This is a genomic window from Azospirillum isscasi (genome assembly GCF_030849505.1).
Classification (GTDB): Bacteria; Pseudomonadota; Alphaproteobacteria; order Azospirillales; family Azospirillaceae; genus Azospirillum; species Azospirillum isscasi.
In genome coordinates this window covers 1-13,982 of sequence record NZ_JAUJFI010000150.1, presented here as the reverse complement: position 1 = coordinate 13,982, position 13,982 = coordinate 1, and the positions used below count along the sequence as shown (strand labels likewise).

At 69.6% G+C, this 13,982-nt stretch carries 11 protein-coding genes; 10 read left to right on the top strand and 1 reads right to left on the bottom strand.

Translation table 11 applies throughout. The features are described 5' to 3' along the window. The 8 genes from QSG27_RS22785 to QSG27_RS22750 all read left to right on the top strand — a co-directional run. A partial coding sequence (locus tag QSG27_RS22785) for an aminopeptidase P family protein (protein WP_306710175.1) occupies window positions 1–1,784 on the top strand: 1,784 nt, incomplete at its 5' end. A gap of 369 nt (window positions 1,785–2,153) precedes the next feature. Beyond that, window positions 2,154–2,519, top strand: a complete 366-nt coding sequence (locus QSG27_RS22780) for a chemotaxis response regulator CheY (RefSeq protein ID WP_014241240.1) — start codon at window positions 2,154–2,156, stop codon at window positions 2,517–2,519. Between the two features lie 3 nt (window positions 2,520–2,522). Then, window positions 2,523–3,590 carry a protein phosphatase CheZ gene (locus QSG27_RS22775; protein WP_306710170.1) on the top strand — a complete coding sequence of 356 codons (1,068 nt, stop codon included), beginning with the start codon at window positions 2,523–2,525 and terminating at the stop codon, window positions 3,588–3,590. A 202-nt stretch (window positions 3,591–3,792) separates the two neighbouring features. Beyond that, window positions 3,793–4,530, top strand: a complete 738-nt coding sequence (locus tag QSG27_RS22770) for a protein phosphatase CheZ (protein ID WP_306710168.1) — start codon at window positions 3,793–3,795, stop codon at window positions 4,528–4,530. A 129-nt stretch (window positions 4,531–4,659) separates the two neighbouring features. Further along, window positions 4,660–5,478 carry an outer membrane protein assembly factor BamD gene (locus QSG27_RS22765; protein ID WP_306710166.1) on the top strand — a complete coding sequence of 273 codons (819 nt, stop codon included), beginning with the start codon at window positions 4,660–4,662 and terminating at the stop codon, window positions 5,476–5,478. An 8-nt stretch (window positions 5,479–5,486) separates the two neighbouring features. Continuing rightward, window positions 5,487–7,157 (top strand): DNA repair protein RecN, encoded by a 1,671-nt coding sequence (gene recN / locus QSG27_RS22760; protein ID WP_306710163.1) that lies wholly within the window; start codon window positions 5,487–5,489, stop codon window positions 7,155–7,157. A gap of 268 nt (window positions 7,158–7,425) precedes the next feature. Continuing rightward, window positions 7,426–9,252, top strand: coding sequence for a carbohydrate-binding domain-containing protein (locus QSG27_RS22755; protein WP_306710161.1), 1,827 nt, complete (start codon window positions 7,426–7,428; stop codon window positions 9,250–9,252). A gap of 107 nt (window positions 9,253–9,359) precedes the next feature. Then, window positions 9,360–10,064, top strand: a complete 705-nt coding sequence (locus QSG27_RS22750) for a hypothetical protein (RefSeq protein WP_306710159.1) — start codon at window positions 9,360–9,362, stop codon at window positions 10,062–10,064. Window positions 10,065–10,101: 37 nt separating this feature from the next. On the opposite strand, the gene QSG27_RS22745 is transcribed toward QSG27_RS22750, so the two are convergent. Continuing rightward, complete coding sequence (locus QSG27_RS22745) at window positions 10,102–10,644, bottom strand: hypothetical protein (protein ID WP_306710158.1); 543 nt, start codon at window positions 10,642–10,644, stop codon at window positions 10,102–10,104. A gap of 206 nt (window positions 10,645–10,850) precedes the next feature. Between QSG27_RS22745 and ligA the strand changes: the two genes are divergently transcribed. Both ligA and QSG27_RS22735 read left to right on the top strand, forming a co-directional pair. Further along, on the top strand, window positions 10,851–13,238 hold the full coding sequence (gene ligA, locus QSG27_RS22740) for an NAD-dependent DNA ligase LigA (protein WP_306710157.1): 2,388 nt from the start codon (window positions 10,851–10,853) through the stop codon (window positions 13,236–13,238). Between the two features lie 110 nt (window positions 13,239–13,348). Further along, complete coding sequence (locus QSG27_RS22735; RefSeq protein ID WP_306710156.1) at window positions 13,349–13,747, top strand: bacteriohemerythrin; 399 nt, start codon at window positions 13,349–13,351, stop codon at window positions 13,745–13,747. Window positions 13,748–13,982 lie beyond the last annotated feature (235 nt).

Sequence of the window (13,982 nt, the reverse complement as noted above, 5' to 3'; positions counted from 1 at the left end):
GCCTCGCCGCCCTGCGCGGCGTCCTGGCGCGCGCCGACCTGGACGGCTTCATCGTGCCGCGCGGCGACGAACACCAGGGCGAGTATGTGGCGACGCGCGCCCAGCGGCTCGCCTGGCTGACCGGCTTCACGGGGTCGGCGGGCCACGCCGTGGTGGGACGGCAGCGCGCCGCCATCTTCGTGGACGGGCGCTACACCCTCCAGGTCCAGGCGGAGGTGCCGGGCGATCTCTACGAATACCGGCATCTGGTGGACGACCCGCTGGCCGATTGGGCGGCGGAGGCCCTGCCGCAAGGCGGGCGGCTCGGCTACGACCCGTGGCTGCACACCGCCGGCTGGGTGGAGCGCGCCCGCCAGCAACTGGAGCGCATCGGCCTGTCGCTGGTGCCCTGCCCGGACAACCCGGTGGACCGCGTGTGGAGCGGCCAGCCGCCGGCCCCGCTGGCGCCGGTGGTGGTGCAGGACATCGCCTTCGCCGGTGACAGCGCCGCCGACAAGCGCGCCCGCATCGCCGGCGACCTGACGCGCAACGGCATCGGCGCCGCGGTGCTGACCCAGCCCGATTCCATCGCGTGGCTGCTGAACCTGCGCGGGGCGGACGTGCCCTGCACGCCGCTGCCGCTGTCCTTCGCGATCCTGAAGGACGACGGGCAGGTGGACCTGTTCATCGACCGCCGCAAGTTGGCGCCGGGTGTGGAGTCCCATCTCGGCAACCACGTCGCCGTGCGTGCGCCCGACGAGCTGGGGGCGGCGCTGGACGGGCTGGGGCGCGAGGGGCGCAAGGTGATGGCCGACCCGGCCAGCACCTCCGCCTGGATCTTCGACCGGCTGCACATGGCCGGCGCGAAGGTGGAGCGCGACCCCGACCCCTGCGCCCTGCCCAAGGCGTGCAAGAACGCGGCGGAACTGGCCGGCGCCCGCGCCGCCCACGTCCGCGACGGCGCGGCGCTCGTCCGCTTCCTGCATTGGCTGTCGCAGGAGGCGCCCTCCGGCACCGTGACGGAGACCATGGCGGCGGACCGGCTGCTGGCCTTCCGCCGCGTCAACGAGCGGTTCCGTGGCCTCAGCTTCGACACCATTTCCGGGGCTGGGCCGAACGGCGCCATCGTCCATTACCGCGTGTCGGAGGAAACCGACCGACTTCTGGAGCCGGACAGCCTGTTCCTGCTGGACAGCGGCGCCCAGTACCGGGACGGCACCACCGACGTGACGCGCACCATCGCCATCGGCACGCCGACTCCGGAGATGCGGGAGCGCTTCACCCTGGTCCTGAAGGGCCACATCGCCGTCAGCACGGCGCGGTTCCCGCGCGGCACTACGGGGTCGCAGCTCGACACGCTGGCCCGCATGCCGCTGTGGGCGCTGGGGCTGGACTACGACCACGGCACCGGCCACGGGGTGGGCAGCTACCTGTCGGTGCATGAGGGACCGCAGCGGATCTCCAAGGTGCCGAACAGCGTGGCGCTTCAGCCCGGCATGATCCTGTCCAACGAGCCCGGCTACTACAAGCCCGGGGCCTACGGCATCCGCATCGAGAACCTGATCGTCGTCCAGCCGCTCGACCTGCCCATGGCGGAGCGGCCCATGCTGGGGTTCGAGGTGCTGACCCTGGCCCCCATCGACCGCCATCTGGTGGAGCCGGCGCTGATGACGGGGGAGGAGATCGCTTGGCTGAACGCCTACCACGCCCAGGTGCGCGAGGCGCTGGAGCCGCAGCTTGCCGGCGAGGGGGGAGCCGCCGCGGCGCAGTGGCTGAGACAGGCAACCGCCCCGATCATCGTTTGATGGAAATGCCCCGGGTCGGACTTTTGGCCGCGGGCGGGGAGCCTTGCGGACGCAAATCAGACCGTGCGTTCGGTTGTGAAATCTGGCAAGGTCCCCACCCGGCGCAGGGTTATGCCCGTTCGGACCGCCGCCTGAACTCTGTCCGTGCCCGAAAACGACCCTCGTCGTATTCGGATGCGAATGAATTTCGGCGGTCTTGGTAACCCGATATTTACGGGCGTACTTCACTGTGTCCGTGAAGGATGACTTTTCGGCAGACTTAGGGCATCACAGTCGGACCAGACCTCGACCTCGGCGCGCGCCATGCCGCGCCGGGCAGGCTGAACGCCGGGCCGGGGCCTAGCAACGGAAGAATGCGGAGACGCGTAGATGAAGATCCTTGTCGTCGATGATTACGCCACCATGCGGCGCATCGTGCGGAACCTCCTGACCCAGATCGGCTACACGGACATCGACGAGGCCGGCGACGGCGTCTCGGCTCTGCAGAAGCTGCGCGAGAGCAAGTTCGGGCTCATCATTTCCGACTGGAACATGGAGCCGATGACCGGCCTGCAGCTCCTCAAGGAGATCCGCGCCGACGCCAAGCTCGCCTCGACCCCGTTCATCATGGTCACCGCCGAAAGCAAGACCGAGAACGTGATCGCCGCCAAGCAGGCCGGCGTGAACAACTACATCGTCAAGCCTTTCAACGCCGATACCCTGAAGCAGAAGATCCAGGCCGTCATCGGCGGGTAAGGAGTGGTTGGGTTGGATCAGCTTCCGCAGCTTTCCGAGGAAGAGTTCGACCAGATCGAGGAAGCGATCGCCCGCACGACCAAAGGGCGCGCCTTCCTGCGCCGCTTCCACCGCCGGGCCCATGGGGCCGCGGCGGAGGAGGTGCGCAAAATGTTGGTGGAGTTCCGCAGCTCCTGGCACCAGCAGAGCGAGGTGGTGGAAGCCTCCAAGCACGTCGAGGTGCTGCGGCGCGAGCTGATGGAGATGGCTGCCTCCATCGAGCAGGCGCGGCGCGAGGTCGCAGCCCTGCGTCCGCCCGACGCCGGCGGCGACAAGATCATCTCCGCCACGAACGAGCTGGACGCCATCGTCATCTCGACCGAACGCGCGTCCTTCGAGATCCTGAACGCCGCCGAGCGGCTGATGGATCTGTCGGGCAAGCTGAAGGCCGAGGGCGCCGACCCCGGCCTGTGCTCCGAGATCGAGGGGGAGGTGACGAACATTTTCACCGCCTGCTCGTTCCAGGACCTGACCGGCCAGCGCACCAGCAAGGTGGTCAACGCGCTCCGCTACATCGAGCAGCGCGTCAACGCGATGATCAACATCTGGGGCATCGAGAAGCTCGCCGGCATCCAGGTCGCGCAGGAGAACACGGACACCCGTCCGGACTCCCACCTGCTGAACGGCCCGCAGCTCGACGGTCTCGGCGTCAGCCAGGCCGACGTGGACAGCATGTTCGACAGCCCGGCGATGGCGGCCCCGCCGCCGCCGCCGCCGCCCGAGCCGGCCGCCGTTCCGGCGAAGGCCAGCCAGGCGGACATCGACAGCCTGTTCGACAGCCCGGCCCCGGCGGCGGCTCCACCCGCCGCTCCGGCGCAGGCCAGTCAGGCGGACATCGACAGCCTGTTCGACAGCCCGGCCCCCGCCCCGGCGGCGGCCCCCGCTCCGGCCAAGAAGCCGGTGCCCAAGCCGCCCTCCGCGGCGAAGCCGGTGCCCAAGCCCGCGGCCAAGCCGGCGGCCCCGCCGCCCCCCGCGGCGGACGAGCCTCCGACTCCGCTGGATCAGGCGGCCATCGACGCCCTGTTCGGCTGACCCTCCGGTCAAACAGGACGGCCCGGCGTCGGAATTGTGAAAAGTTGTCGCCGCGCCAACCAGCCGGCGAAATGGGACGTGAAGTTTGTTATGACGATCGTCGCCCGCCGGGCCGATGCCGGTCCTGGCGGGCAGTCCTGACCAGACGGCCCGGCGGGCGCTGACGCCCCCGGACGGCCATTCGGAAAGAAGCGGAGCCCGCATGAGGAATCTTTCGAAACCCTTCATGGCCGAGCTTCAGAAGGCCCGCCGGACCGGCAACCCCTATCAGGCCGTGGTGGACGACGCCGCCGCCCTGGCGCCGGCGCTCGCGGCTCTGCCGGCCGGCCCGGTGACGGTGGACAACAGCGACGTCATCCGCGCCATCAGCGACCTCGGCGCGAAGCTCGACCGCTTCCTGACCATGGACGCCCAGCAGATCGACCAGATCCAGGTCGAGATCGCCGACATCTCGGGCCGGATCAAGGCCACCAAGGTGGAAATGGCGGCCATCCGCCACCCGCTGGCCGGCGACGACAAGTTCCAGCAGGCGTCGCAGGAGCTGAGCGCCGTCGTCTCGGCGACGGAAGCCGCGACCAACACCATCATGGCCTGCGCCGAGGAGCTGGAGGAGGTCGTTCACGAGCTGAAGTCGTCGCTGCCGGAGGGCTATCACGCCGACCGCGTCAACGACATGAACGACGTGATCGTCCGCATCTACGAGGCCTGCAACTTCCAGGACCTGACCGGCCAGCGCATCACCAAGGTCGTCCGCGCCCTGTCCTTCATCGAGGAGCGCGTGGACGCGATGATGGGCCACTGGAACAAGCGCGAGTTCGAGGCGATGCCCCTGCCGCCCACCGTCACCAAGATGGACGAGACGCTGGAGCTGCACGGCCCCGCCGACAACCAGGAAATGGGCAACATCAGCCAGGCCGATATCGACGCCCTGTTCGGCTGACCGGTCCGCTGTCCGCGGCGGCGGGCCGGGCCATGGCGGCGAGGTTCGAAATTTGTTCGCCGAAGCGGCTTGCCGCCCCCGCGCCCCGGCGTGCTATATAGGGCCAACTTCGAAAGCATTGCGACGACCATGCCCTCCCGTCTTACCCGTCTGCCGCTTGCGGCCCTCCTCCTGGCTTCCGCCCTGACCGCCTGCTCCTCGACCAAGCCCGAGGACCAGTATGTCGAACGCCCGGCCGACCAGATCTACCAAGAGGCCGACGCCGCCATGCGGGAGGAGCGCTTCAAGGTGGCCGCCAAGCTGTACGACGAGGTGGAGCGCCAGCACCCCTATTCCGAATGGGCGGGCAAGGCGCAGATCATGGCGGCCTACGCCCATTACCAGGATCTGAAGTACGACGACGCGATCCTGGCGCTCGACCGCTACATCCAGCTTCACCCGGGCAGCCCCGACGTCGCCTACGCCTACTACATGCGGGCGCTGTCCTATTACGAGCAGATCACCGACGTGCGCCGCGACCAGCGCATGACCCGTCTGGCGCTGGACGCCCTGTCGGAGGTCGTGCGCCGCTTCCCGGACAGCCAGTACGCCCGCGACGCCAAGATCAAGATCGACCTGACCAACGACCATCTCGCCGGCAAGGAGATGGAGGTCGGGCGCTTCTATCTGAAGCAGGGGCAGTACACCGCCGGCATCGGCCGGTTCCGCACGGTGATTGAAAACTACCAGACCACCTCCCACGTCCCTGAGGCGCTGCACCGGCTGGTGGAGTGCTATCTGGCGCTGGGAATCACGGACGAGGCGAAGACCGCCGCCGCCGTGCTCGGCCACAACTTCCCCGGCAGCGAATGGTACACGGACAGCTACGCACTGCTGGTGGACGCCAACGTGCGTCCGGAGCGAAACGAGAAGTCCTGGATCAGCAGAGCCTGGAGCTCCCTGTTCTAGGCCGGTCCATGCTGGCGTCGCTGACGATCCGGGACGTCGTCCTGATCGAACGGCTGGGGCTGGGCTTCCGCAAGGGCCTGTGCGTCCTCACCGGCGAAACCGGTGCCGGCAAGTCCATCCTGCTCGACGCGCTGGGCCTGGCGCTCGGCGCGCGGGCCGATTCGGGCCTCGTCCGCCACGGCGCCGACCAGGCGTCGGTCACCGCGGAGTTCGAGCTGTCCGGCGACCATCCGGCGCTGGCCATCCTCCGGGAACAGGGCCTCGACCCCGAAGAACGGCTGGTCGTCCGCCGCACCGTCAGCGCCGACGGGCGCAGCCGCGCCTGGGTCAACGATCAGGCGGTCGGCGTCGGCCTGCTCAAGCGGCTGGGGGAGGAGCTGGTCGAGGTCCATGGCCAGTTCGACACCCACGGCCTTTTGAATCCGCAGACCCACCGCAGCGTGCTGGACGCCTACGCCGGGCTGTCCGCCCACGCCGCCCAAGTCGCCGCCGCGTACCGGGCCTGGAGGCAGGTCGAGGACGCCCGCGCCAACGCCGCCGCCGAGATCGCCCGCGCCCGCTCGGAGGAGGAGTATCTCCGCCACGCCGTGGCCGAGCTGGATGCCCTCGCCCCCAAGCCGGGCGAGGAGGAGGAGTTGGCCGAGACCCGCGCCGTGCTGATGCACCGGGAAAAGCTGGTCGATGCCCTGAACGCCGCCTATGGGGAACTGTCGGGCGACCGCGGGGTGGAACGCGCCCTCGCGTCCGCCATCCGCACGCTGAGCCGCATCGCCGACAAGGCCGCGGGCAAGCTGGACCCGGTCATCGCCGCCCTGGACCGCGCCGCGACGGAGGCGGGCGAGGCCATCGCCGGGCTTCAGGCCGTGTCCTCCGACGTGGACATGGACCCGCAGGCCCTGGAGAAGCTGGAGGAGCGGCTGTTCGCGCTCCGCGCCGCCGCCCGCAAGCATGGCGTGGACGTGGACGCGCTTGCCCCCCTGCGCAAGGACATGGCCGACCGGCTGCTGCTGATCGAGGACCAGGGCGATCTGCTGGCCCGCCTCGCCCGCGAGGCTGGGGCCGCCCGCGACGCCTACCGCAAAGCCGCCGAGTCGCTGAGCGGGGAGCGCCAGCAGGCCGCCGGGCGGCTGGACGCCGCCGTGGCGGGCGAACTCGCCCCGCTGAAGCTGGAAAAGGCGAAGTTCCGCACGCTGGTCGAGCCGCTGGCCGACGAGGCGGACTGGGCCGCCGCCGGCATGGACCGCGTGGCCTTCCAGGTCGCCACCAACCCCGGCTCGCCCCCCGGCGCCTTGAACAAGATCGCGTCGGGCGGCGAGCTGGCGCGCTTCATGCTGGCGCTGAAGGTGGTGCTGGCCCAGACCTCGACCGTCGGCACGCTGGTGTTCGACGAGGTGGACACCGGCATCGGCGGCGCCGTCGCCGCCGCGGTGGGGCAGCGCCTGTCCACGCTCGGGCACGGGCTCCAGGTGCTTGTGGTCACCCACAGCCCGCAGGTCGCCGCCCGCGGCTCCATCCACCTGAAGGTCCAGAAGTCGGTGAAGGGGGAACAGGTGACGACCGGCGTGGTCGAGCTGGACGGCGACGACCGCCGCGAGGAGATCGCCCGCATGCTGTCCGGCGCCACCGTCACCGCGGAGGCCCGTGCCGCCGCGGACAGCCTGATCGCCGGGCGGGGGTAGCAAGAACCTTGGTTCCGGCGGGCGGATGAAGGGACCGTCTCCGCTCACCCGTTCGCCGGAGCGCCCGACCGGGCGCTGCGCCCCATGGCGCGAAAAGCCTGCGTGGCGTTCGAACGCGATACGGCGAGCCAAGCCTTTGGGTTGCCGGTATCAGGTCACAGCAATCGCCCGCAGCGGTCATACGGCGGCCACAGCAAAACACGCATAGTCCAGCCTTGCGCGTCCGGTCACGGGCGCCGTTCGCCCAAGAACGAACAAGGTTGGCAAGATGTCGAACAGCTCCGCTTCCGCCGGCAACGTCGTCGTGATCGACAGCGGCCTGTCCTCCGCCTGGAACACGGGCCGGCTGGTCTATCAGCATGATTTCTACGGCAACGACAACGATGTCATGGTTGCCAACGCGAACACGCACGGCGCTCTGGTCACCGCGGAAATCCTGGAGAACGCGCCCGACGTCGGCATCATCGCGCTGAAGGTCATGCCCGACGACGGCAGCGGCGCCAGCGAGGCCAACATCGAGAAGGCCCTGCAATGGGTCGTCGCCAACGCCGACGCCTACGACATCCGGGCGGTGAACCTGTCGCTGGGCGGCGGGGCGCAGACGACGGCGGCCACCACCGCCATCTCCGACGAACTGGCCGCGCTGGCCGCCAAGCGGGTGCTGACCGTGGCCGCCGCCGGCAACAGCGGCGACGGCGGGGCCACGCAGAGCGTGTCCAGCTACTCCGCCGACGTGAACCAGATCTGCGTCTCGGCCTCCACCGGCGACGGTGCCTTTCCGTCCTGGGCGCAGCGCAGCGCCAGCCTGACCGACGTCTGCGCGGACGGCACCGACGTGCGCATCACCAATCTGGCGGGCGTCACCTACACGGCCAACGGCTCCTCCTTCGCCGCCCCGGCGGTCACCGCGGCGGTGGCGCAGGCGCAGCAGGCGTGGATGGAGCAGACCGGCAGCCGGCTGACCCAGGCGGAATTCCTCGATCTCGCCCGCAGCACCGGCAAGGCCATGGGCACCGCCGGCTATTTCGAGCTGAACACCGACGCCCTGCTGGCCAAGATCGCCCAATCCGCCCCCGTTCCCACGGCGCAGAGCGGCACGACGATCACCGTCAACGCCTCCGGCGCGCCGGCGGGCGGGGTGAACGCCCATTTCAAGCTGCTGGTGGACGGCAAGACGGTGGGGCAGGCGACGGTGGATTCGGCCGCCAAGGACTACAGCTTCACCACCAGCCTGACCGCCGACCAGGCCCACAAGGTGCAGATCCAATACGACAACGACGGCTTCGTGAACGGGCAGGACCGCAACCTGTTCGTCAACACGGTCACCATCAACGGCACCGCCCACAACCCGGCTGCCGCCAACGTCACCTACGACAAGGGCGCTCTGGACGGCAAGGACGTGGTCAAGGGCCAGTCGTCGATGTGGTGGGGCGGCACGCTGGTGGTGGACGCACCCGCCAAGGACTTTCCGGCCCAGGCGGCGCCCGCCGGGGCCACCGTCACGGTCAACGCCTCCGGCGCGGCGGCGGGCGGGGTGAACGCCCATTTCAACCTGCTGGTGGACGGCAAGGCCATCGGCGGCGCCACGGTCGGCACCGCGGCCAAGGATTTCACCTTCACCACCAGCCTGACCGCCGATCAGGCGCACAAGGTGCAGGTCCAATACGACAACGACGCCGTGGTGAACGGCCAGGACCGCTCGCTGTTCGTCAACAAGGTGACCATCAACGGCCATGCCGTCGCCCCCACGGCGGCGAACGTCACCTACGACAAGGGCGCGCTGGACGGCAAGGACGTGGTCAAGGGGCAGGCGGGCCTGTGGTGGAACGGCACGCTGGTGGTCGATGCCGACAAGTCCTGGTTCCCCGCCCCCGGAACCGCTTCCGGGACCGGAGCCTTGGCCTCGGCCCTGTCCGCTGACGGGCAGGACACGGTGTGGCATCACCTCGTCGCGCAAGGGCTGGAGGCGGCGGCTCCGGTCCAGGACGTCCATGGAACGGCGATGGCCGACGGCGCCCTGCCGGCCGATTTCTATGCCCACGCCGCGCTGCCGGACCATCATCCCGATCCGCTGCACCCGCTCGAAACGCTGTAGGGAGCCTCCTGCCGGGGCAGGGCCCGTCACGGGCGCCCGATCCGCATCGTCCTTTCCAGTGCCGTCCCGCCGACGCCGGTGGACAGCGTGCCGAGCGAGGAGGACCAATGCCCAGGCAGAAATTCATCGGGGACAACGTTTATGAGGACATGGCGTGCCATGTCTTCGCCTTGTCCGGTGATCCGGCCCAGCAGGAGGCCATCAACAACCGGTATGACCGGCTGGGCTTTCTTCTGCTCCGGTTGGAGCCTCTTCCGGCGGACGGCAACGTCGCCCAAGGGCTGAACGTGGTGACCAACAACGAAATCCTGGCCGGTCCGGGGTTGGACGGGCTTCCCGCGGCGGTGGCCGCGCACAGTTTACCCCTGCTGTGCCGGGAGTTCGGGTTCGTGCAGCAGGCGGGCACCAACACCCGCCTGTGGGGCAGGTTCAGGCAGGGACAGCTCCTGCCCGAGCATATGTACGTCACCACGCCCGATGGCCGGATCTGGGACACCATGCCTGGAGACCCCGTGTACCGGCGGGCCAACAACCAGGGCCTGAACCCCGGCGCCTACGGGGACGGTGCGGACGGGAACGATGTCCTTCTGGACCCCGGCGAGGTTTTCAGCGTCGAGGTGGCGGCCCTCGCGCCGCAGACGCAGGCCGTCGTCGCGGCTCCCGACGACCAGTGGCAGGACGTTGTCGAGGCCGTCCAGGCTGGCGGCAACGGCGGCGGAGACGAGAGCGGCGAAAACGCCGACAATGAGAGCGTCGATGGCGGCGGCGACTACGTCGCCGGCGAGGACGAGGGCGCCCTGAACGATCCCTGACCGGTGGCCGGTCGGCGGAACCGGCCCGCCGGCCCCCTCAGGCGGCGCGTTTCCAGGGCTGCCAGCCGCCCAGCCGGAGCCCGACCGCGATGCCGGTGAAGGGAATGCGCAGCTCCAGATCGCGGGGCTGGAAGAAGGTCAGCCGCTCCGGCGCGCCGGTGGGACCGTATTCCAGGCGGGCGCCCTTCGGCTCCTCGGCGAACTCGTCGCTCATCACCTGCCAGATCTCCAGGTCGTCGCCGTGGTTGGAGATCTTGTACTGGCCGCAGCGCCAGACGGGGGCCTCGCCCACGCCGCCCTCGACCACCTTCTTGTCGCCGTCCATCTTCACGTCGCCCACTCCGGCGGCCCGGCCCGACAGGGACGGACCCTGGCTCTCCGCGCGGAAGCCCAGACGCAGCCAGGGGGAACGGGTGCGCGGGATCATGCGGCGCAGCAGGCGTGCGTCCTCCGCCGCGAAACGGTCCGGATCGTCGTACAGGATGCGGTCCAGCGCGGCGGCGATGACGAACCGGTCGTCGATGGTCATGGTGCTGGCGGTCATGGTGCTGGCGGTCAGGCTGCTGGCGGGTTCGGTCATGCGGCATTTCCGTTCGCGGGCGCCGGGGCATCATACACGCAACATTTGCGCCGTCGCACCTTCCAAGGTTGGTGACGCCGGGGCGAAATGCCAGCCCCGCCCAGCCCGGACTCCACGGCACGGCCTTGCGGCGCTATGCTGCGCGCCCGGCGGCGCCCGCCGGCCGATCCAGCGCCATCCCCATGAAGGCACCGAAGAGACCCGCCATGACCGACCTGTTCGACACCCCAGCGTCACTCCGCAGCATCCCCGTGGAGGATCTGACGGTGGAGCAGGCGCAGGCGGAACTGGCCGCGCTGGCCCAGGAGATCGCCCACCACGACCGCCTGTACCACCAGCAGGACAAGCCGGACATCTCCGACGCCGCCTACGACGCGCTGGTCCGCCGCAACAACGGGATCGAGGCGCGCTATCCGGAGCTGCGCCGGGCCGATTCGCCCTCGTTGCGCGTCGGCGCCGCCCCGGCGGCGGGCTTCCGCAAGGTGCGGCACGCGCTGCCCATGCTGTCGCTCGGCAACGCCTTCGAGGCGGAGGAGGCCCACGAGTTCGTCGCCCGTGTCCGCCGCTTCCTCGGCCTGTCCGACGGCGCGCCGCTGGAGTTCGTGGCCGAACCGAAGATCGACGGGCTGTCCTGCTCGCTGCGCTACGAGGACGGGCGGCTGGTGCTGGCCGCCACCCGCGGCGACGGGACGGAGGGCGAGGACGTGACCGCCAACGTCCGCACCATCCGCGACGTGCCGCAGACCCTGGAAGCGCCCTATCCCGCGGTGCTGGAGGTGCGGGGCGAGGTCTACATGAACCGCGACGATTTCCTGGCGATGAACCGCGCCTATGCGGAGAAGGGGGAGGATCTGTTCGCCAACCCGCGCAACGCCGCCGCCGGGTCGCTGCGCCAGAAGGATTTCAAGGTCACCGCGTCGCGCCCGCTCTGCTTCTTCGGCTACGCGCTGGGCGAGCTGTCGGAGCCGATCGCCGACACCCAATGGGGCATCCGCGAGCGGCTGCGCGGCTGGGGCTTCTCGTTGAACCGCCCGGCCAACCTGTGCGACGGGGCCGAGGCGCTGCTGACCCATTACCGCAAGATCGGGGAGGAGCGCTCGGCGCTGCCCTTCGACATCGACGGGGTGGTCTACAAGGTCAACAGCCTGGAGCTTCAGCAGCGTCTGGGCTTCGTCAGCCGGGCGCCGCGCTGGGCCATCGCCCACAAATTCCCGGCGGAGCAGGCGCAGACCCGGCTCAAGGGCATCACCATCCAGGTGGGCCGCACCGGCGCCCTGACCCCGGTGGCGGAGTTGGAGGACATCACCGTCGGCGGCGTGGTGGTCAGCCGCGCCACCCTGCACAACGAGGACGAGATCGCCCGCAAGGACGTCCGCATCGGCGATCTGGTGACCGTCCAGCGGGCTGGCGACGTGATCCCGCAGATCGTCGGGGTGGTGGAGGGGCAACGCCCCGCCGACGCGGTGCCCTATGTCTTCCCCGACCATTGCCCGGTCTGCGGCAGCCTCGCCGTGCGCGAGCCGGACGAGGCGGTGCGCCGCTGCACCGGCGGCCTGATCTGCGCCGCCCAGGCCAAGGAGCGGCTGCGCCATTTCGTGTCGCGCAACGCCTTCGACATCGAAGGGCTGGGCGAGAAGACCATCGAGGAGTTCTGGGAGGACGGGCTGATCCGCTCCCCCGTGGACATCTTCACGCTGGAGCGCCGGGTGGAAGCGGGGGAGATCGCCATTCTCGGCCGTCCGGGCTGGAAGGAGAAGTCGGTCGAGAACCTGTTCGCCGCCATCAACCAGCGGCGCGAGCGCATCGACCTGCACCGCTTCATCTTCGCGCTGGGCATCCGCCACATCGGCGAGGTGACGGCCAAGTCGCTGGCCCGCCATTACGGCTCCATCGACGGCTGGCTGGAGGGGATGGAGCGCGCCGTCGCCAACATGCCCGGCGAGGCGTGGCGGGACCTGCACGCGCTGAACGGTCTCGGTCCCGTGAAGGCCGAGGCGCTGCTCGCCTGGTTCGCCGACCCGGAGAACCTGCCCAAGCTGGACTTCTACGCCGGGCAGGAGGCGCTGCGGCTGGACAGCCTGGTCAAGCTGTTGGGCATCAAGAAGGTGGACAGCCGCGCCGCCCAGGCTCTGGCCGAGCGCTATGGCTCCCTGGCCGACTGGAAGGCGGCGATGCTGGATGCGGTCGCCGCGCAGCCCGGCCCCGGCTGGGGGGAGCTGGTCGCCATCCCCGACGTGGGCGAGGTCGCCGCGGAGGAGCTGGCCGGCTTCTTCCAGGAGGAGCGCAACCGCGCCATCATCCACGACCTGCGCGCCGCGGGCGTGCGGGTGGCGGACGCCGAACGCCCGAAGGCGGCCAGCGGCTCGCCGGTCGCCGGCAAGACGGTGGTCTTCACCGGGACGCTGGAGACCATGACCCGCACCGAGGCCAAGACCCGCGCGGAATCGCTGGGGGCCAAGGTCGCCGGCTCCGTCTCGGCCAAGACCGACTACGTGATCTGCGGGGCCGACGCGGGCAGCAAGGCCGCGAAGGCCCGCGACCTGGGCGTCACCATCCTCACCGAACAGGAGTGGGCCGAGCTGATCGCCGGCTGAGGGGGGCGGCAGGGGAGGGGGCGGCGCGGCTGAGTGCCGCGTTGACGCCTTCCTCCGCCGGTCCCATAAAGGGATGAAGCGCCATAAGAAGAACGAAAAGGAGGATCGCCGTGGACTCCATTCAATGGTCGCGCTGGATGAGCGTCGGCATCGAAGAACTCGATGAGGATCATCGCGTTCTGGTGGACATCGTCAACAAGCTGGGCGCGGTTGAAAGCCGCGGCTCTCCCGACATCATCGAGGCGATCCTCGATGAACTGATCCATTACACCAAAGATCACTTCGCACGCGAAGAAGCGCACATGGCGGAGGCCAACTACCCGACCTTCACCGCCCACAAGGCCCTGCACGACGCGCTGACCCGCAACGTCGAATCCTACCGCGAGCGTTTCCACGCCCAGCGCGACACCATCACCGGCGACGAGGTGTTCGAATTCTGCGCCGACTGGCTGGGCAAGCACATCCTGAAGGAAGACACCCGCTTCGGCGCCTACGCCGCCGGGCAGTGAGGCTAAAGCGGATTGCGATCCGCTTTGGACCGCGACGGCGGTCCCGGCCGCCCATGCGGCCGAAGCCCGCCTTTCGCGGGAACACAGTTCCCGCTGGCGGCAGGCGGATGCCATTGGCATCCGCTGAGAGCCGGCGAATGAGGCGATATGAGTCTAAATGGTGCATCCGGCAAGATGAGGGAATTTTAGCGGCGCGAGCGGGTTGAAGGGGAAGTTCCCCTCCAAGGTGGCGTGC

Bases quoted from the DNA above. Each gene is read 5' to 3' on its own strand.
- QSG27_RS22750 (WP_306710159.1), top strand. From the start codon at position 9,360: ATGCCCAGGCAGAAATTCATCGGGGACAACGTTTATGAGGACATGGCG.
- QSG27_RS22745 (WP_306710158.1), bottom strand. From the start codon at position 10,644: ATGACCGAACCCGCCAGCAGCCTGACCGCCAGCACCATGACCGCCAGC.
- ligA (WP_306710157.1), top strand. From the start codon at position 10,851: ATGACCGACCTGTTCGACACCCCAGCGTCACTCCGCAGCATCCCCGTG.
- recN (WP_306710163.1), top strand. From the start codon at position 5,487: ATGCTGGCGTCGCTGACGATCCGGGACGTCGTCCTGATCGAACGGCTG.
- QSG27_RS22780 (WP_014241240.1), top strand. From the start codon at position 2,154: ATGAAGATCCTTGTCGTCGATGATTACGCCACCATGCGGCGCATCGTG.
- QSG27_RS22765 (WP_306710166.1), top strand. From the start codon at position 4,660: ATGCCCTCCCGTCTTACCCGTCTGCCGCTTGCGGCCCTCCTCCTGGCT.
- QSG27_RS22770 (WP_306710168.1), top strand. From the start codon at position 3,793: ATGAGGAATCTTTCGAAACCCTTCATGGCCGAGCTTCAGAAGGCCCGC.
- QSG27_RS22755 (WP_306710161.1), top strand. From the start codon at position 7,426: ATGTCGAACAGCTCCGCTTCCGCCGGCAACGTCGTCGTGATCGACAGC.